The sequence below is a fragment of the Erysipelatoclostridium sp. MSK.7.34 genome, from assembly GCF_019041935.1.
Classification (GTDB): Bacteria; Bacillota_I; Bacilli_A; order Erysipelotrichales; family Coprobacillaceae; genus Thomasclavelia; species Thomasclavelia ramosa.
The window spans coordinates 31,121-49,623 of record NZ_JAHPYJ010000017.1 but is presented as its reverse complement, the minus strand read 5'-3'; the positions used below and the strand labels follow the sequence as shown (position 1 = coordinate 49,623).

At 31.6% G+C, this 18,503-nt stretch carries 20 protein-coding genes; 1 reads left to right on the top strand and 19 read right to left on the bottom strand.

The genetic code is table 11. The annotated features are described in order from the left end of the window. Positions 1 to 4: 4 nt before the first annotated feature. The 12 genes from KTF99_RS11680 to nagA form a co-directional block, all read right to left on the bottom strand. Entirely contained in the window at positions 5 to 2,269 is a 2,265-nt protein-coding gene (locus KTF99_RS11680) for a bifunctional diguanylate cyclase/phosphodiesterase (RefSeq protein ID WP_009009123.1), read from the bottom strand. A 289-nt stretch (positions 2,270 to 2,558) separates the two neighbouring features. Beyond that, entirely contained in the window at positions 2,559 to 2,894 is a 336-nt protein-coding gene (gene acpS / locus KTF99_RS11675) for a holo-ACP synthase (protein WP_003538269.1), read from the bottom strand. A gap of 2 nt (positions 2,895 to 2,896) precedes the next feature. Next, complete coding sequence (locus tag KTF99_RS11670) at positions 2,897 to 3,565, bottom strand: hypothetical protein (protein ID WP_217215572.1); 669 nt, start codon at positions 3,563 to 3,565, stop codon at positions 2,897 to 2,899. A 17-nt stretch (positions 3,566 to 3,582) separates the two neighbouring features. Then, positions 3,583 to 4,182 carry a YtpR family tRNA-binding protein gene (gene ytpR, locus KTF99_RS11665; RefSeq protein WP_003538266.1) on the bottom strand — a complete coding sequence of 200 codons (600 nt, stop codon included), beginning with the start codon at positions 4,180 to 4,182 and terminating at the stop codon, positions 3,583 to 3,585. An 11-nt stretch (positions 4,183 to 4,193) separates the two neighbouring features. Beyond that, on the bottom strand, positions 4,194 to 4,514 hold the full coding sequence (locus KTF99_RS11660; protein WP_009009120.1) for a thioredoxin family protein: 321 nt from the start codon (positions 4,512 to 4,514) through the stop codon (positions 4,194 to 4,196). Next, complete coding sequence (gene trmB, locus KTF99_RS11655) at positions 4,507 to 5,160, bottom strand: tRNA (guanosine(46)-N7)-methyltransferase TrmB (RefSeq protein ID WP_003538263.1); 654 nt, start codon at positions 5,158 to 5,160, stop codon at positions 4,507 to 4,509. The genes KTF99_RS11660 and trmB overlap by 8 nt, the downstream gene beginning before the upstream one ends. A 32-nt stretch (positions 5,161 to 5,192) precedes the next feature. Then, on the bottom strand, positions 5,193 to 5,906 hold the full coding sequence (locus tag KTF99_RS11650; RefSeq protein ID WP_034558591.1) for a pseudouridine synthase: 714 nt from the start codon (positions 5,904 to 5,906) through the stop codon (positions 5,193 to 5,195). Next, positions 5,896 to 6,387 (bottom strand): hypothetical protein, encoded by a 492-nt coding sequence (locus tag KTF99_RS11645; protein ID WP_003538258.1) that lies wholly within the window; start codon positions 6,385 to 6,387, stop codon positions 5,896 to 5,898. Before KTF99_RS11645 ends, KTF99_RS11650 begins: the two co-directional genes overlap by 11 nt. Positions 6,388 to 6,530: 143 nt before the next feature. Then, positions 6,531 to 6,680: a DUF1540 domain-containing protein gene (locus tag KTF99_RS11640; protein ID WP_003538256.1), complete on the bottom strand. Its 150-nt coding sequence runs from the start codon at positions 6,678 to 6,680 to the stop codon at positions 6,531 to 6,533. A 68-nt stretch (positions 6,681 to 6,748) separates the two neighbouring features. After that, complete coding sequence (locus KTF99_RS11635; RefSeq protein WP_003538253.1) at positions 6,749 to 6,922, bottom strand: sporulation protein Cse60; 174 nt, start codon at positions 6,920 to 6,922, stop codon at positions 6,749 to 6,751. Between the two features lie 38 nt (positions 6,923 to 6,960). After that, positions 6,961 to 7,839 (bottom strand): aldose 1-epimerase family protein, encoded by an 879-nt coding sequence (locus tag KTF99_RS11630; RefSeq protein ID WP_003538252.1) that lies wholly within the window; start codon positions 7,837 to 7,839, stop codon positions 6,961 to 6,963. A 1-nt stretch (position 7,840) separates the two neighbouring features. After that, positions 7,841 to 8,980, bottom strand: coding sequence for an N-acetylglucosamine-6-phosphate deacetylase (nagA, locus tag KTF99_RS11625; protein WP_003538250.1), 1,140 nt, complete (start codon positions 8,978 to 8,980; stop codon positions 7,841 to 7,843). A gap of 271 nt (positions 8,981 to 9,251) precedes the next feature. On the opposite strand from nagA, the gene KTF99_RS17655 reads away from it, so the two are divergent. Next, on the top strand, positions 9,252 to 9,398 hold the full coding sequence (locus tag KTF99_RS17655) for an IS3 family transposase (protein WP_081723939.1): 147 nt from the start codon (positions 9,252 to 9,254) through the stop codon (positions 9,396 to 9,398). A gap of 60 nt (positions 9,399 to 9,458) precedes the next feature. On the opposite strand, the gene rbfA is transcribed toward KTF99_RS17655, so the two are convergent. The 7 genes from rbfA to KTF99_RS11585 all read right to left on the bottom strand — a co-directional run bounded on the left by rbfA (position 9,459) and on the right by KTF99_RS11585 (position 18,480). After that, positions 9,459 to 9,806, bottom strand: coding sequence for a 30S ribosome-binding factor RbfA (gene rbfA / locus KTF99_RS11615; RefSeq protein ID WP_029479994.1), 348 nt, complete (start codon positions 9,804 to 9,806; stop codon positions 9,459 to 9,461). A gap of 9 nt (positions 9,807 to 9,815) precedes the next feature. Continuing rightward, positions 9,816 to 11,669: a translation initiation factor IF-2 gene (gene infB, locus KTF99_RS11610; protein ID WP_008791750.1), complete on the bottom strand. Its 1,854-nt coding sequence runs from the start codon at positions 11,667 to 11,669 to the stop codon at positions 9,816 to 9,818. 4 nt (positions 11,670 to 11,673) lie between these two features. Further along, the gene (locus KTF99_RS11605) at positions 11,674 to 11,970 is read right to left on the bottom strand and encodes a L7Ae/L30e/S12e/Gadd45 family ribosomal protein (protein WP_008791751.1); all 297 of its coding nucleotides are present in this window, start codon (positions 11,968 to 11,970) and stop codon (positions 11,674 to 11,676) included. Further along, positions 11,963 to 12,220: an RNase P modulator RnpM gene (rnpM, locus tag KTF99_RS11600; RefSeq protein ID WP_008791752.1), complete on the bottom strand. Its 258-nt coding sequence runs from the start codon at positions 12,218 to 12,220 to the stop codon at positions 11,963 to 11,965. The genes KTF99_RS11605 and rnpM overlap by 8 nt, the downstream gene beginning before the upstream one ends. Before the next feature lie 12 nt (positions 12,221 to 12,232). After that, positions 12,233 to 13,579 carry a transcription termination factor NusA gene (gene nusA / locus KTF99_RS11595; protein WP_029479992.1) on the bottom strand — a complete coding sequence of 449 codons (1,347 nt, stop codon included), beginning with the start codon at positions 13,577 to 13,579 and terminating at the stop codon, positions 12,233 to 12,235. A gap of 12 nt (positions 13,580 to 13,591) precedes the next feature. Then, complete coding sequence (gene rimP / locus KTF99_RS11590; RefSeq protein ID WP_003538242.1) at positions 13,592 to 14,059, bottom strand: ribosome maturation factor RimP; 468 nt, start codon at positions 14,057 to 14,059, stop codon at positions 13,592 to 13,594. Between the two features lie 98 nt (positions 14,060 to 14,157). After that, on the bottom strand, positions 14,158 to 18,480 hold the full coding sequence (locus KTF99_RS11585) for a PolC-type DNA polymerase III (RefSeq protein WP_008791753.1): 4,323 nt from the start codon (positions 18,478 to 18,480) through the stop codon (positions 14,158 to 14,160). Positions 18,481 to 18,503: the final 23 nt, after the last annotated feature.

Sequence of the window (18,503 nt, the reverse complement as noted above, 5' to 3'; positions counted from 1 at the left end):
AAAATTATTTATTAAACTTATTTAGCATCTTGCTTGTAAAATCATTTGAATCAATAGGACGACTATAATAGTATCCCTGTCCATAATCACAACCAATTTCTTTAACCAATAAATCATCTTCACTTGTTTCTACTCCTTCAATAACAGAAAAGATAGAAAGTTTCTTAGATAGTTGAACAATTTCCTCCATTATTAAACGTGCATTTTGATTTCTAGTATCCTTTATCTCAACTAAAAAGCTACGATCCAGTTTTAATTCATCAATATTTAATTTTCCTAAAGTATTTAATGAAGAATATCCTGTTCCAAAGTCATCCATAGATATTTTAAAACCAATATCTCTTAATTCTGTTAATTTTTTATTTAAGTCATCTACATTTTCGATTGCAATTTCTTCCAGAATTTCTAAAGTAATTAATGATGCTGGAATATTATATCTATCTAATATTCCACAAAGATTCTTTACGTATCCAATTTCATAAAGTACTAATTTTGATTGATTAATTGCAATCGGAATAGCTTGATATCCTTCGTCAATCCATTGGCGAAGCAATTGGCAAACCTTTTCAACCATATACATATCTAAATTAACACAAAATCCATTCTGTTCAAAAATTGGGATAAATTGTGAGGGAAAAATTGTAGTCCCATCGTTTCTTATCCAACGTACCAAGGCTTCAGCACTAGCAAGAGAATTAGTTTTTAAATCTATTTTTGGCTGTAAATACAATTTAAACTCACCGTTTTCTATGGCTTCGTACATATGCCTTTCGATATAGTCATTCATTTTTTCTTGCTCATGTAAAGCCGCATCGAAAAACCACAGCGGTATTTTAAAATTATTTTTCGATATTTCTAAGGCAAACATTGCATGTGTCATTGACACTTGTAGTTCCTGCTTGTCTGTAGCTGTTGCAATACCACAACTCATAGTAATTCTATAATTACTATTAGAATCATTCGATGACGTTCTGATTTTTTCTAAAATTTCTTTAAGACGAACTTCAAGAATGTTTTTTTCAGTCTCTAATAAAAACATATAAAAAACATCAGCACTATCACGACAGACAAGTTCACCATCTTTGATATTATCATTTAAAATTCTTCCAATGTAGCACAGTAACCTATCTGCTTGTTCTTTTCCAAAAATCTCATTTATAAATTTAAATTTACGTACATTTAGTGCAGCAATTGCATATTCAGAATGTTCTTCAATATGCTGGTGTGCCAATTCCCCAAAACGATTTAAATTATAAATTCCTGTTAGACGATCTAAATATGCAAAATCCATTAATTGCTGGTTATTCTTTTTCATTGTCCGATAACCATAAATTAAAAGATAACCTACTAGTAACACTATAATGACAAAGAAACAAGCTACTGCATAAGCAACCGAGTAAATCCCACTATTACTATTTTGAACAGAGTTAATACAAAACAAATACCATTCATTAACATCAAGCGGTTCTAAAATTGAATGATACTCTTTTCCTTCATAGGTAAATGTAAAACGGACTATTTCAGAATTTTTCATACTTTTTTTAATTTTTGTTAATTCATCTCCAGACAAATACGGTTCTTTAAATATATCAGTCTTTTTTTCTTTAACAACTGCATGTGAGGAACGAATCAAAAATTTCCCATTCACATCCAATAAATGGATATAAGCACTCCCATTTAAGACCTTTTCGCCATCTATAATTTCTGAAAATATATCAACAACACTACTAGCAATCATAGCTCCAACAATTTGTTTATTTCGATATACTGGAACGCCAAAAGTAAAAACCTCTTCTTCGGAAAAATCACCATAGAATGGTTCTGAAACATTTTCCTTTCCCCGCAAAGCTTTACGAACAACTTCTTGTACTTCAGGCTGTAGCGACGATAAATGAATATCACTAGAAATAATATGATCACCTGTAGATAGTGTTCCCATTTCATCATTGTAAAAAAAAGCAACTGTCAAGAAATCATTTTCAATATATGCCCTTTCCAAAATGGAATCAAAATCAGCAGACTCATCCAAATTAGAATTTCCAATAATGCTTGCGACGGTATTTAACATTTGAAAATTATTATTAATTTGTTTATCTAATCTCTTTTTATAATTATCTGTTTCTTCAATCATTCTTTCATCGGTTGAACGATCAAAAGCTGTTCTTATCACATAGAAAAATCCAGCTCCAATTGATGCTAAAAATATCCCAATAATGACTGCAAAAATAATTATTTTTCTAAGACTTTTCTTAACTTTATCTTCATACATGATTTTCGCTTCCTATCACAAACTTGAAATTTTACGTATGTTATTATACCAAAAAATGAAATTATAACAACTGTTGAAAATAAAAATATACCTCATTTAATATTGCAATATTTTTATTGTATCTTGTATATAATTATTGCCCAATTACAAGTAACTCATAAAAGAATCATATACCAACTATATAATAATTTTATAAAATCTTCAAAACTAATTTTACAAATATCTTATTATTGCTCTAATCTATAATTATCTAATAAATTTACCAATATATACTGAAAAAGAAGGCAATTTAGCCTTCTTCTACAACAACATATGCAATTGCATAATCATTTTCATGAGCGATTGAAATAAAAGTATTAGGATAATTAATTTTTGGCTTGCCGTTTTTATCATTTAATATCTCAATATCATGAAAAGACAGCATGCCATGTTCAATCCCATGAGCCTTAAAAAAAGCTTCTTTGGCAGCAAAACGTCCACCCAAAAATTCTTTTTTTTGTTTTAAAGAATTTTTATTTTTAAAAATTAAAAATTCATTTTTTGTTAATAGTTTTAAAACAAAACATTCATTATCTAAATTCAGCCGATTTAGATCAACAATATCACAACCAATACCACTTATCATTGTTAGTCTTTAAACTTCTTTTCATACAAACTCATTAATTCATCCAATGACATATCATCATCAATTTCATCAATCAAAGAGTTTTGTTTTTCAACATCGTTAGTACCAAAATCTAATTTGAACTCACCAGTTCGCTCCTCAATAATTTTAAGCTGATCCTGTTCTTCTTCCACAATTTTAGCTATATTACGTAAATTATCTTCTACTGTAGACAAATCTTCAATAACTTTTTTTTCTTTAGGTTCATCATTAATAGTTGTCAGTTTTGCTTCTGATTCAACTTGTTCCTTTTCCTCATAATTTCCAAAAAAAGGACTAATTACAGGAACTAATTGATCAACATTTTTACGTTTTTTAGGTTTTGAAGAAGTTGTTGGCTTTACAGCTTTTTTATCATTTTTTCCTTTTGTAATTCCCATCATTGGTGAAATAACTTCACTCATTTGGTAAATTTGACGAGGTTTTTCTTCTACCTTAGGCTTTGCCTCAACAACCTTAGTTTTTTCTTTAGTCTTTGGGGTAGGCGTTACAGTCACTTCTGGCTCCTCTTTAAATTCTTCATCATATATTAATGGCGTGCTAAATTTTTCCTTACGTCGCTGTTCAACGACAGGATCCACTTCAAAAATATCTTCATCTTCTTCATGCTTTTTAAATAAGCCTCTAAACATCACTGTTTCCCCCTTTTCTAGAAAAATGAATCTCCAATACTATATTTATCTTTATCTAAAACTAATATACCTCTAATTTGGGGAGCATTAGGCAGTCCTAACTCTCTTGCTGAACAAATCATCCCGTTAGAATCAATTTTACGTAGTTTTGAAGGTTTAATAACCAATCCACTAGGCATAACTGCGCCAATAGTAGCTACTACCACTCTTTGCCCAACTTCAACATTAGGGGCACCACATACAATTTGTGTAGTAGTATTCTTTAAATCAACCTGACAAATATGTAAGTGGTCAGAATCTGGATGTTCTTCCATTGCAGTTACTTCACCAACAATAAAACGAGGTTCTTTGTCTAAGACAACCGGATCAAGTCCGTGAGTTGTTAAAAGTTCATTAAATTTTTCAATTTGATTATCTGAAAAATTAACTAGTCCAGTATTTAATTCTCCCAAATAATTACTAGCATTCAACAAATTAAAACCAAGTATCCTATTTTTACTATCTTTCAATACGACTAAATCATCATATTTATCATAATCAAAGGTCCTACCTTCTCCACATCGTGCTAATAAAATATCACCAACATGTTTTAAATTATAAAATCCATGAAATATCATTCCTACACCTCTTATTTTAACGTATCAATAAACGCCTGTATTTCTTCTTTAGTCTTACGTAACTTACTTACAAAGCGTCCACTTTCTTCTTTATCGTTATAAGCTACAAAAGAAGGAATACCTAAAATATCCTGATCCTTACACAAATCAATCATATTGTCACGATTAATCATATAAAACTTGTATTCAGGATTGGCATCAACAATATCGCCAATGAACGGTTTTACAAACATACAGTCAGGACACCAGTCTGCTGTAAACATTATAATCGTTTTACCTACACGAATATTGTCAAATTCTTCGATTGTTTTAATTTCTACTAATTTATCCATTTTTACGATACCTTGCTACCAATTTATAAATTGGCCCTTTCTCACAAAATTTCCGCTCATACTCAGTCATAATATTGATTTCACTTTCAGGACTGTTATGCAAATCTAAACTAATGTACTCTATATCCATTGGATATTGGTTTAAAGAAATAATCGAATATTCGAACAGTCCACGATTATCACTTTTAAATTCAATATTTCCTTCATCTATTAAAATATCCTTGTATACATCTAAAAATTTACTTGATGTAAGTCGTCTTTTAGCATGCTTACTTTTAGGCCAAGGATCACTAAAATTCAAGAATATTTTATCAACTTCATCTTTTTCAAATACTTGATGCAATTCAATTGCATCGTAATGCATTAAACGCAAATTATTTACTTTTTCTTCACGAGCATTTATCTTATTTATTGCTGCTGCTAAAACACTTGGGTATTTTTCAATACCAACAAAATTTATTTCTGGAAATTGACGAGCATTTTCATAAATAAAATCACCTTTACCCATCCCGATTTCAATATATATTGGATGATTATTTCCAAAAATATCTTTCCATTTATTTTTACAATTTTCCGGCTCCAATATTACAAAAGATTTATTTTCTTTCATAATATCATATGCTTTTGGATTATTTCTTAAACGCATTATTACTCCCCTTTACATATAAAAATATTCTATCATAAATCCTCCATCAAGTCGACTAATTCCTCATTAGATAATTCTCGAAAATCACCCAATGCTAAACTCCTATCCAGTTCAAGATTGCGGATCGATAAGCGTTTTAAATATATTACCTCTTTACCACAAACCTCAACCATCTTTTTTACTTGATGAAACTTTCCTTCAAATATTTCAATTCTAACATCACAACTATCATTGTTTTTATTAATAATTTCTAGGTTGGCAGGTTTACAGTGATAGCCAGTATTTAAAATAATCCCATCTTTAAATGCCTGAATATCTTGTTCATCCATAACTCCCGCAATATTTGCAAAATATATTTTTGAATGATTTCGACTAGGGGCTAATAATTTATGACTAAAATCACCATCATTAGTAATTAACAATAGTCCTTCTGTATCTAAATCCAAGCGGCCGACAGGAAATAAATCATAATTTTCATAGCCCTCAATCAGTTCTAATACTGTAGGATGAAGATTGTCTTTAGTTGCACTAATATATCCCGCTGGCTTATTCAGCATTATATAGACATATGGCCGGTATTCAATCAACTCATCATCAAATACTATTTCATCAATTTCATGATCAACTTTAAAATCATCTTTCTTTATAATCATTCCATTTACTTTTACAAAACCTTTTCGAATCAGTGATTTTACTTCTTTTCTAGTACCAATCCCATAGTTTGCAAGCAATTTATCAAGTCGCATTACCATATAGTTTAATATACCTTTCTTCTTTGTTATTAGATTGTTTATCTGTTGAAAAAGTCAAATAAACCAATACACTAAATTCACTTTTACTAGTAATACCAGATAGATTTACACCCTTATAAATTCCATTGGCTTTATCTACTACTTCAGGAACTAATGAAAAAATATCTTCCTCAAGAATTCCTAAGGTTGGTAGACTTTCATTATCATCACCAGCAACTTTTGCTATTGCTTGTAAATGATACATATTTATTGTCGGTGTGTCAATAATAACATCATACCGATATTTTTTATCTTCAACTTTATTGACTACTAAACGTATATTAAATTCATTTGTAGCATTCAAAAATTCATTATGATTATCTATTTTATTTTCATATTCTTTATATTGTCGATAAAATTTATTATCGTTATTGTCTTTATTTTTGCACCCTATTAAAACTAGGCAACAAATTAGAATCAAAGCTATTTTTTTCATTTTTATCACCTTTTTTATTATATCACGTTTTTATATGTATACAAAAAATAAAACATATAAATGTCTTTTTGTAAAGCTCATACTTATAACAAAAGACATCACAAAAGTTACTTCTTACCTTTTGTGATGTCATATTAAACTTTCTATTTACATTTAAAAGTTTCACAAGCTGTTTCTTGAATATCTTTCGCTTCGTGACATTTACAATTACAAACTGTAATTTCTTTTGCCTCACAATTACAATCATGATTGTAAACACAAGTATCAACGTGACAACATACACCTTTAGCCATGGAATCACCTCCATAAATAGTTTTAACTAAAATACTAAAAGTATGCGAAAAGAAAAGGATAAATATGATTATTTATCCTCGTACTCAATCAAACAGCTAAAACTATATTCTAATTCACTTGAAAAAGTCATTGCCACTTGATAATGCAGCGATAAAATTTTAGGATTTTTCTTTTCCAAAAAATCATTAATTTCATCTTCTAAATCTAACTCGTGTGTTTTTTCAATAATTTTTACTTTCATAAGATAATTATAAAATTTATCTTATTCCTTTTTTGTCATTATTGGTTGATTTCAACTTTAAAAGTACATTCAAAAATCTCACTAGGATTTAGACTTACTACACCCTCTTTATCCTTAAATTCCCCAGTGAAACCAACATAATCACTATGACCTACCCAAGGTTCAATGGCAATTAGTCCACCCACATGTTTAGCTGCCCAAATACCTAAGTGATTAAAACCTTCCATATGGAATACTAAAGATTTATTGTGATTTAATGACTTCAATGATAATGTTTTTGATTTCACGTCCTTTAAAACAATTGCATCATTATCAAATAATTGCTGACGAACAAAAAATCTCTTTTCGTTATCTAAAAACGGTAATGTTATATCTGACATTCCTTTATGTTCAACATCAATAATTTTTTGATTAACAGTCTCATTCTCACTAAATTCTAAATAGTAATCATTACTTGATTCATTTTCCATAAAAGGACAAGCAAATGCAGGATGACCACCAATTTGGAAATAAATAGTCTGACTATCGGTATTAGTAACTTTACAATTACAGCTAAGTACATTCTTATCCAATTTATAAGTTACATCTAACTTAAATAAATATGGATATTGTTTAGCTATTTCCTCATTTGAAATAAGTGTAAAAACTACTTCTTGATCATTAATTTGATTAGCCTCATATTCACTATGACGTGAAAAACCATGTTGAGTCATAGTATAAGTTTTACCATCAATTCGACACTCATTATTTTGTAGCGCACCTACAATAGGAAATAGGATTGGAGCACTATTCGCCCATTGAATTGGATCACGACGCCACATATAATTAATTTGATCATCCTGCCCAACAATTTTAATAATTTCTGCACCTTTATTAGCTAGAGTAACCTCTAAAACTTCATTCTTTAATGTAATCATACTATCCTCCAATTTTTACATTTCCATCAATCATTACAAAATCAACATTAATTTCTTCATCAAACATAATAATGTCCGCTGTTTTGTTAACTGCAATTTCCCCTAAATCAATTAAATTCAAATTTTTAGCAGGATTATAACTAGCTAAATTAACAGCTTCATTAATTGATAAACCTAAATGTTGATATGCATTCTTTACTGCATTATTCATTGCTAAAATACTACCAGCTAAAGTCCCATCTTCTAAACGAGCTGAATTATCTTTAACAAATACAGCTTGATTACCTAATTTATATTGACCATCTTCTAAACCAGAAGCTTCAATAGAATCAGTGATTAAAATCACTTTATCTAAACCTTTAGCCCTTAAAAGCACTTTTGCAGCTGGATAGCTGACATGAATTCCATCTAAAATCAATTCCGCATAAACTTCATCATGTTCCATGATAGCTCCTACTACTCCTGGATTTCGATGTGTTAATGGTGTCATTGCATTATAAGTATGAGTACCTGAAGTTGCTCCAGCTTTAATTCCAACAACTGCTTCGTCATAAGTTGCATTAGTGTGCCCAATACTTACAACCACACCTTCTTTGACTAAATACTCGATTAACTTATCAGAATCCTTTAATTCTGGTGCTAAACTTAATTTTTTTACAATTTTACCATATTCACCAACTAAACTGCTATAATTTTCAGCTGTAGGTTTGATCATAAACTCTTCAGGTTGAGCTCCTTTATATTTTGTATTAAAAAATGGACCTTCCATGTGTACTCCTAGGATTTTACTTCCTCCAACTTTATCCATGTTATCTCCAACATTTTTAATAGCCGCATAAGTATCTTCTTTAGACATCGTCATCGTTGTAGGTAAAATTCCTGTTACACCTGTTTTTACGGCAGTACTTGTAATTGTATCAAGATCTTCAAAAGTGTTATACATTGTATCACTGCCACCACGCCCATGAGTATGAACATCAATAAATCCTGGTGACACATATCTACCTTTTGCATCAATTACTGTTTCATCATCAGGTTGACGATTAGAAATCTCAGTAATCTTTGTATTTTCTACATATACATTTGCATCTACTACTTGATTTTTTAAAATAACTTTCCCGTTTGTTATACAGTATTTCATTTCTTTTAGTCCTCCTATATCTATATAGTATTATAGCACAATTCTATCTAGATGAAACAAATAAGACTCAAATAAAAAGAAGGTGATTTATTGTAGTCCCATTATTTAGGTATTTCAAATGGTGGAGTTCATTTTATTATGGTTAAACTCACAAGATAACAAAAAAATATTGTGTATAAAAAATTTTTGAAAAGAATAAATTCCACAGTCAATATTAAAAAAGAAATTGTTTAGATAATTCACCAATGAAGAATTCCGTTGGAAAAATGAAATTTTTTATGGTTATGAATATACTTTTAGATCGTTATATAATTTAAAGATTGCAATAGAAGAATGTATAAAACAATACTATACTCAAAAAATAACAACAAAATTAAAAGGATCAACTCCTGTACAATACAGGATCAATCCTTATTAATAGCATAACTAAATTAGTGTCCAAGAAATTGACTTCACTTCAATTTGACCTTCTTTTGAATTATTTATCATGATGATTTAAATCATCAATAATTTTTTCGATTTTATTACCATACTCTAAAGAGGTATCGTTAACAAAAATCAGTTCTGGTACTTTACGAATTGTAAGACGTTTAGCTAATAAAGAACGAATAAATCCTTTAGAACGATTTAATGCTTCCATTCCTTTGCGCGTATCAAAGTCTTTTCCTAAGAAAGTCACATATACTTTAGCAATTGATAGATCAGTAGTCATATCAACTGCAGTAATAGTACAAAAACCTATCTTAGGATCACGTACTTCAACTTGAATGATTTGTGATAACTCGCGTTGAATAATACCATTCATCTTATCCTTTTTAAGAATCATTTAATTCACCTACTTAACTTCGACTTCTTCCATGATATATCCTTCGACAATATCGCCTTCTTTAATATCATTGAAGTTTTCAATACTTAAACCACATTCAAATCCCGCTGCAACTTCTTTAGCATCATCCTGGAAACGTTTTAATGAACCTAATTTTCCTTCATATACAACAACACTATCACGAAGTAAACGGATTCCACAATTACGGCGAATAAAACCATCTGTTACATAACATCCAGCAATATTTCCAACTTTAGAAACTTTAATTACCTGACGAATTTCTGCTTGACCTGTAACAACCTCTTTAATTTCTGGAGCAAGCATACCTTTCATTGCGGTTTCAATCTCTTCAACCATTTTATAGATGATATTGTGTAAACGAATCTCAATTCCTTCTTCTTCAGCCTTTTGACGTACTTTTGCATTTGGACGAACATTAAAACCATAAATAATTGCTTGTGAAGCAGATGCTAATAGAACATCAGATTCTGAAATTCCTCCAGCTGTAGAACGAATAACATTTACTCTTACACCATCAACATCAATTTTTTCTAATGAAGCTTTAACTGCTTCAGCAGTACCTTGGACATCAGCTTTAACAATAATGTTTAAGTCAATCATTTCGCCCTCTTTGATTTGAGAGTATAAATCATCTAATGATAAGGCAGCTCCTGAACTACGCTCTTTATCTTGTTTCGCTTTTAATCGTGTTTCACCAACACTACGAGCTTGTTTTTCGTTTTCAAAAGCCATAAACTTATCACCAGCGACTGGAACGTCATTTAAACCCGTAATTTCAACTGGAGTAGCGGGAAGTGCTTCTTTAATAATTTTTCCACGATCATCAAGCATTTGACGAACACGTCCAAATGATGTTCCAACTACAATTGGATCTCCCGCTCTTAAAGTACCATTTTCAACAAGTAACGTTGCAACTGGTCCACGCCCCTTATCTAGTTTACCTTCAACTACACTGCCATATGCATAACGATTAGGATTTGCTTTTAAATCTGCTAATTCTGCAACAACAGTTAAAGTTTCTAGCAATTCTTCAATTCCAATTCTTTTTTTAGCAGAAATTTCACAGTATACTGTATCTCCACCCCAATCTTCAGGAAGCAGACCATGCTCAGCCATTTCTCCTTTGATTCTTTCAGGATCGGCACCTTCTTTATCAATTTTATTAATCGCAACGACAATTGGTACACCTGCTGCTTTTGCATGATCAATTGCCTCTTTTGTTTGTGGCATAACACCATCATCAGCTGCTACTACAATAATAACAATATCAGTTACTTGAGCTCCACGAGCACGCATAGCAGTAAATGCTTCATGGCCCGGTGTATCTAAGAAAGTAACTTTTTTTCCATTAACTTCAACTTGATAAGCACCGATATGTTGTGTAATCCCACCAAATTCACCTTCTACAACCGCAGACTTTCTGATTGTATCTAACAATGTAGTTTTACCATGATCAACATGTCCCATAATTGTAACTACTGGACAACGAGGCTGTAAATCCTTCTCATCATCCTGAATATCAATTTCCTCAAAATTCACTTCACTAACTTCAACATGTTTTTCGACTTCAAAACCATATTCAAGACAAATTAATTCTACTTGCTCATCATTTAAAGATGAATTAATAGTTACCATCGTTCCTAATAGAAACAATACTTTAATAACATTGGCAGGCGTTTGTCCAATTTTATCAGCTAATTGACCAACAGTAATACCTTCTTCATAAACAATGACACCATCTTTAGCAACTATTTCTTCTTTTTTGGTCGGAAAATTAGACTTTAATTGTTTCTTTCTTGGCGCACCTTTTTTATTTTTTGTTTGTTTATTTTGTTTTGCCATATGTTCACCCTCCTATCTTTTCTTTTAATATTTTAGCAAATCCAGTATCCTGGATACCAAGTGCTACTCGATTTTTTTTACCGATTGCACTGGATAGTTCATCAATAGTACAAGCTATAACATACTCAACTTTATAACTTGTACATTTATCGGTGATCTTTTTTTTAGTATTGTCACTAGCGTCGCTAGCAATAATAACAAATTCTACTTCGTTACTTCTAATCTTTGTGATTAAAGTTTCACCAGTAACGATTTTTCGAGCTCGCGCAGCCAAGCCAAGTGTATTTAAATAATTATTCATCCGCAAATTTTTCCAGTTCTACGAAAATTTCTTCAGGAATTTCAACCTGCAAAGCCCGAGCTAAAACTTTTTTCTTTTTTGCTAACACGAACGCTTCATGACTACGTTTCAGATAAGCTCCTCGTCCATTCATCTTACCAGTTGGATCGACAGCTACTTGACCTTCTTTATTACGTACGATTCTGATTAATTGTTGTTTTGGCAACTGTTCACCCGTTGCCAAACATTTTCTTAAAGGGATTTTTCGCAATTTAATCACTCCTTAATCTTTATCATAGTATTCATCATATTCATCGTAATCGATTTCTTCATCATATTTACTATATTCATCATCTAAATCTTCAAAATCTTCGTATTCAATAACCTTTTTCGATTGAGTAGGTTCTTCTTCAACCTCAACAACTTCTTCTTCGATTTCTGGTTCTTCTGCAACTTCAACAGCTTCTTCCACAACAGCTTCCTCAACTGCTTCATCTAACATTTCTTGAGCAAACTCTTCTTCAAAACTAGCATCAACAGGTGATGATTCTTCTGTATTATTAACTGTTTGAAGATCAATTAAACCAAGTTCAACAGCCTCACTAACAGATTTAATATCAATCTTCCAACCTGTTAAACGTACTGCTAAACGAGCGTTTTGACCACGCTTACCGATAGCTAAAGATAATTGATCATCTGGTACAACTACTAAAGCACTGTGATTTTCTTCATTAATAGATACCCACTTAACATCAGATGGACTCAAGGCATTAGAAATAAAGACAACCGGATCACTATTCCATAAAATAATATCAATCATCTCACCATTTAACTCATCAACTACATTTTTAACTCGACTTCCCTTTGGTCCAACACAAGAGCCAATTGGATCAATATTTTCATTACTAGTATAAACAGCAACCTTACTTCTTTCACCTGGTTCCCGTGAAACTGCTTTGATTTCAACTGTTCCATCGTATACTTCAGGTACTTCTAATTCAAATAATCTCTTAACAAAACTTGGCTCTGTCCGGCTAACAACAATATGAGTTCCTTTAGTTCCACGATCAACATCGCTAACATACACTTTTAAATGTTGACCCTCATTTAATTTTTCACCAGGAATTTGTTGATTAGAAGCTAAGAAAGCTCCTGTTTTACCAATATTTACAATTGCAAATTTATCCTCAACACGATCAACGATACCTGTGATGATATCATCTTTTTTATCTGCAAATTCGTTATAAAGTGTTTCTTTTTCAGTTTCGCGAATCTTTTGTCTAAATAATTGTTTTGTTTGAATAGCTGCCAAACGTCCAATATGTTCGATATCGGCTTCGGTTTCAACAACATCTCCAATTTGATAATTAGGATTGATTGCTTGAGCTTCTTCTAGAGATAATTCAATATCTTCATCATCTAGATCATCAACAACTGTTCGAAGTTCAAATAATCTAAACTTTCCAGTTTTTTCATTAATTTCAACACGGACATTAGCATCAGGGTTTAAATAATTTTTCTTATATGCTTTACCAATAGATTCTTTAAGCATTTCTAAAAAGACATCTTTTTCAATCCCTTTTTCTTCAATTAATAAATTTAGTGCATCCATGAATTTTTTACTTGCCACTTTTTTATCCTCCTAAAATTTCACAGCTAGTCTTATAAATTTAATATTGCTATAGTCAATTTTAATTCTTTTCTTAATATTCTTAACTAAATATTCAAATTCAATCGTTTCATCTTCAATTGTTTTAATAAATCCTTCCACTTCATCCATTCCAGCAGTTGGATTAATGAATTTAGCGTAGACATACTTACCTACTGAAGCTTTAACTTGCTCAAAAGTCTTTAGGGGCTTTTCTACACCTGGTGAAGAAACTTCTAAATAATATTCTCCTTTGATCGGATCTTCTTCATCCATCTTTAAACTAATTGCTTCACTAACTGCTACACATGTGTCCATGTCTAGGGAACCTTCATTTTTTTCAACAAAAATGCGAAGATACCATTCGCCATTTTCCTGAAGGTATTCAATATCATCAAGATATACATCATTATTTTCTAAAATTGGTTTTATCAGTGTTTTAATCGTATCTAAAAGTTCCATTCTTTCACCTCTATTCAATAATAAAGAGTGGGTCACCCCACTCGCTTCTCTATGAAACTAAATAAATAATACCACATTTTTTTAATTATTGCAACTACTTAGAAAAGTGAAAGTTGATTACGCTCCTGCATTCCATTAAAAACCCCCATTTTAGATAGTGTTTTAATATGTGAATTGTTCAACTTTGTTCGTTTAATAACATCTTCTTTAGATAAAAACGGACCATCTGCTCGAGCATCTACAACTGTTTTAGCTACTGATTCACCTAATGCATCAATTGCACTAAACGGTGGAATCAACCCTTTTTCATCGTTTGGATCTAATATAAACTTGCTAGCTTGTGAATACTCTAAACTAACTGGATTAAAATGGAATCCCCGCTCAATCATTTCTAGTGCGATTTCAAAAATATCCCATAATCCTTCATCTTTGTTTGAAGAACTCCGTTCAGCTCTTAACTGCGTTATTTCAGCTCGTCTTGCCATGATAGCATCTTTACCTTGTACAAGTGTTTCAATATCATAAAAATCACATCTTGTTGTAAAATAAACAGCATAATATTCTCGTGGATAATATAATTTCCACCAAGCTACTCGAATTGCAGATAATACATAGGCAGCAGCATGAGCCTTAGGGAACATGTATTTAATTTTTTTACAAGAATCAATATACCACTGCGGTACATTGTATTCTTTCATTAGTTCTTCATATTTTTTTTCTGGGAAAACTACCGGTGACTTACCTTTACGGACACATTCCATGATATCGAAAGCATCCTTGTTTGGCAAACCTTTTTCAATCAAATAAACCATAATATCATCACGACATCCAATTACTTCAGAAAGTGTACAAGTCCCAGATTTAATTAACGTTTCAGCATTTCCTAAATATACATCAGTTCCATGTGATAGCCCCGAGATAATAACTAAATCATTAAATGTTTTAGGTTGGGTTTGATCTAACATTCCACGTACAAATGAGGTACCAAATTCAGGAAGCCCTAAAGCTCCATTTTTGCAACCAATAAAATCAAGATTACATCCTAATGCCTCACTGCTAGTAAACAAACTCATAACTTTTTTATCGTTAGTTGGAATATCCTTAGGATCAACACCTGTCAGATCTTGCAAAAATCGTGTTACAGTCGGATCGACATGGCCTAAAATATCAAATTTCAAAACATTATCATGAATAGCATGGAAATCGAAGTGAGTTGTTTTCCACGCAGCATTTAGATCATCTGCCGGAAATTGATACGGTGTAAAATCAAATACATCCATATCCCCTGGAATAACGATGATCCCACCAGGATGCTGTCCTGTTGTTCTTTTAACACCACCACAGCCGGCTGCGATTCGCTCTAATTCAGCAGAACGAATTGTTTGATCAGTCCCCATTAATTCAGCATATCCTTTTGCATATCCATAAGCTGTTTTTTCTGCTACTGTCGAAATCGTTCCTGCTCTAAAAACATGATCTTCACCAAATATTTCTTTAGTAAAAGCATGTGCATTAGCTTGATATTCACCTGAGAAATTTAAATCAATGTCCGGTACTTTATCAGCGTTAAATCCAAGGAAGGTCTCAAATGGAATATTATGTCCTTCACCCTTCATTATTTTACCGCATTTAGGGCACACTTTATCTTCCAAATCATAGCCATCAGCCACAATTCCTTCTTCTAAAAATTCGCTATGCGAACAATGGAGGCATACATAGTGGGGCGGTAACGGATTTACCTCTGTTATTCCTGACATTGTTGCAACAAATGAAGAACCAACAGATCCCCGAGAACCTACTAGATAGCCATCATCATTTGATTTTTTTACTAATAGATGAGAAATATAGTAAATGACCCCAAAGCCATGCTTGATGATATTACTAAGTTCTTTTTCAAGGCGCTTTTCAACAATTTGCGGTAACGGATTACCATATGTCTTATGCGCAGTATCGTAACAAATCTTCTTTAGATTTTCGTCTGCACCATCTATCTTAGGCGTGAACAATTTATCATGCACTGGTTTGATTTCCTCAACCATATCAGCAATTTTATTTGTATTTGTAACAACATATTCAAATACTTCGTCTTGTGGTAAATAAGGATAACCTTCTAACATTTCATTAGTTGTTCTCAAATATTGGCAGGGATTTTTAGCCTTAGGATTGCGTCGATCACACAGCGGATGAGCACGGTGACCAATTCCAATCGTCGGATTAGAGATAAAAACATCTCTAAAAATTTTATCACGAACTTCTAAAAAGTGAACATCACCAGTTGCTACAATTAATTTATCTAGTTTTTTTGCACAATCAATAATCCGATGTAAAGATTTGATTAACTCATCAGTATCTTGCAATTTTCCACGATCAACTAAGTGATAGTAGTCCTCAAGTGGTTGAATTTCAATATAGTCATAAAATTCCATGGCCCGTTCTAATTTTTCATCAGATAAGTTCAGAGCCGCCTCAAAAACATCACCGTTATAGCAACTGCTGCCATATAATAAGCCTTCTCGATAATGTTCTAAACGTTCTTTAGGAATTCTTGATCCATTATGAAAATATTTAGTATTTGCTTCACTAACCAATTTAAACATATTTTTTAAACCAGCTTTATTTAACGCCAATGCGGTCATATGATAAGGATAAACAATTTTATAAACATCATCCCCTGTTAATTCACACAAGTCTAAAAGATTATATTTACCGCTTTGCATAATTTGATGTAACATCATGTTAAAAACATCACCTAATACTTCAGCATCATAATCAGCACGGTGAGCCACTTCATCATCATAATTTACTCGATAACTGCGGCACACATTCCCCAATCGATACGATTTCATCGGTTTCAAAATTGCTCGTGCTAAAGCCAATGAATCGATAATTGGGTTCGTAATTTCAGGCATATTATTTCGCCGTAAATTCTCATTTAAAAATCCAATATCAAAATTAGCATTATGAGCGACTAAAATACAATCATCAAAAAATTCTATAATTCTAGGCAATAATGCATCAATCGTCGGTTCATTACGTACCATATCATTAGTAATGCTAGTTAAATTAGTGATTCTTGAGGAAATGCTCTTCCCTGGATTCACAAACATTTGCAGTCGATCAATTACTTCTCCATTTTTAATTTTGACAGCTCCAAATTCTGTAATCCCATCGTGAATAACTGATAGACCTGTTGTTTCCAAGTCAAAAGAAACATAGGTTGCATGTTCAATTGAGGTATCTATTTCGTTATAAACAATATTCAAAATCGGTTCGATCATATTGAATTCAACACCATAGATCATTTTAATTCCTGCTTTTCCAGCTGCCATTTGAGCTTCAGGAAAAGATTGGACATTACCATGATCAGTTACAGCAATTGCTTTATGTCCCCAGCTTGCTACAGCGTTAATATATTGGGTAATTGTTCCAACCCCATCCATCGCTGACATTTTTGAATGTGTATGTAATTCCACTCTTTTTGCTTCACTAGTATCTTTACGTGGTGCTGGGCTCTTAATCACTTCAACCTCGCGAGCCATCATAACTGTTTCGCGTGCAAAGCTATCAAAACGGGCTTCACCTCGAACTTTTACCCAAACTCCGCCTTTACCGATAACTTTTAATTCTTCTAACGAGTTATTAGAATTGTTTTCAAAACGTTTAACAATAATTGAATCAGTATAATCTGTAACCCATAAACTTTGAATATGTTTTCCCGCTCTTGTTTTAATCATTTCTGTTTTAAAAACAAAGCCTTTTATTACAATATTATTATCCATTGTCTGATTAGTAATCTCTTCAATTTTCATATCGATTGCTGCATTTTTTTGACGATAATTATTCTTATAATTATTTTGTTCTGACGCCGGTTTATCTGGCTTTTGGATTAAAGAAAGGTCAATTTCAACTGGTTCATAAGCTTCCATCTCTTCTTTAATATCTTTAAATACATCGTTTTCTTCATCAATATAAAAATCAAAATTTTTATCGATACCTACATCATTGAACATATCTTCAATTTGTGCTCTTAACTGACGTAATTGTTCTAACTGAATTTCATTACATGTTTCTACTCTAATAACTTTATCTTCGATTTTAAAACTTTCAACTGTTAAAGTAGCACAAACAGGATAATCTTTTTTTAATTTTTCTAAAAGGTATCCGGTATATAATAATAATTCATTTTGATTAAAAAATTCAGTTTCATAACTAATTTTATATTTAGTAGGATAAGGAAAATTATCGCGGTTATTTATTAATAATTGATACTCCTCAAATGGCAAAATCTGATTAAACACTAAGTGAAAAGTATAACTATTATCTCTCGCTACAACAACTTTACTGATTTTTCCTTCTTTTAAAATATTAGCTTGGCTTTCAATCTTTAAATTTTTTAATAATATTAATAATTTATTTTCCATCAAATCATCCTTCATTATTCTTA

Excerpts from the sequence above, each read along its gene's own strand:
- rimP (WP_003538242.1), bottom strand. The coding sequence starts at position 14,059 with ATGGAACTTTTAGATACGATTAAAACACTGATAAAACCAATTTTAGAA.
- KTF99_RS11640 (WP_003538256.1), bottom strand. The coding sequence starts at position 6,680 with ATGGCTAAAGGTGTATGTTGTCACGTTGATACTTGTGTTTACAATCAT.
- nagA (WP_003538250.1), bottom strand. The coding sequence starts at position 8,980 with ATGAAATACTGTATAACAAACGGGAAAGTTATTTTAAAAAATCAAGTA.
- infB (WP_008791750.1), bottom strand. The coding sequence starts at position 11,669 with ATGGCAAAACAAAATAAACAAACAAAAAATAAAAAAGGTGCGCCAAGA.
- KTF99_RS11605 (WP_008791751.1), bottom strand. The coding sequence starts at position 11,970 with ATGAATAATTATTTAAATACACTTGGCTTGGCTGCGCGAGCTCGAAAA.
- rbfA (WP_029479994.1), bottom strand. The coding sequence starts at position 9,806 with ATGATTCTTAAAAAGGATAAGATGAATGGTATTATTCAACGCGAGTTA.
- ytpR (WP_003538266.1), bottom strand. The coding sequence starts at position 4,182 with ATGATATTTCATGGATTTTATAATTTAAAACATGTTGGTGATATTTTA.
- KTF99_RS11680 (WP_009009123.1), bottom strand. The coding sequence starts at position 2,269 with ATGTATGAAGATAAAGTTAAGAAAAGTCTTAGAAAAATAATTATTTTT.
- acpS (WP_003538269.1), bottom strand. The coding sequence starts at position 2,894 with ATGATAAGTGGTATTGGTTGTGATATTGTTGATCTAAATCGGCTGAAT.
- KTF99_RS11585 (WP_008791753.1), bottom strand. The coding sequence starts at position 18,480 with ATGGAAAATAAATTATTAATATTATTAAAAAATTTAAAGATTGAAAGC.
- KTF99_RS11630 (WP_003538252.1), bottom strand. The coding sequence starts at position 7,839 with ATGATTACATTAAAGAATGAAGTTTTAGAGGTTACTCTAGCTAATAAA.
- KTF99_RS11635 (WP_003538253.1), bottom strand. The coding sequence starts at position 6,922 with ATGAAAGTAAAAATTATTGAAAAAACACACGAGTTAGATTTAGAAGAT.
- trmB (WP_003538263.1), bottom strand. The coding sequence starts at position 5,160 with ATGCGTTTAAGAAATAATCCAAAAGCATATGATATTATGAAAGAAAAT.
- KTF99_RS11645 (WP_003538258.1), bottom strand. The coding sequence starts at position 6,387 with ATGAAAAAAATAGCTTTGATTCTAATTTGTTGCCTAGTTTTAATAGGG.
- KTF99_RS11670 (WP_217215572.1), bottom strand. The coding sequence starts at position 3,565 with ATGTTTAGAGGCTTATTTAAAAAGCATGAAGAAGATGAAGATATTTTT.
- KTF99_RS11650 (WP_034558591.1), bottom strand. The coding sequence starts at position 5,906 with ATGCGACTTGATAAATTGCTTGCAAACTATGGGATTGGTACTAGAAAA.
- KTF99_RS11660 (WP_009009120.1), bottom strand. The coding sequence starts at position 4,514 with ATGGATAAATTAGTAGAAATTAAAACAATCGAAGAATTTGACAATATT.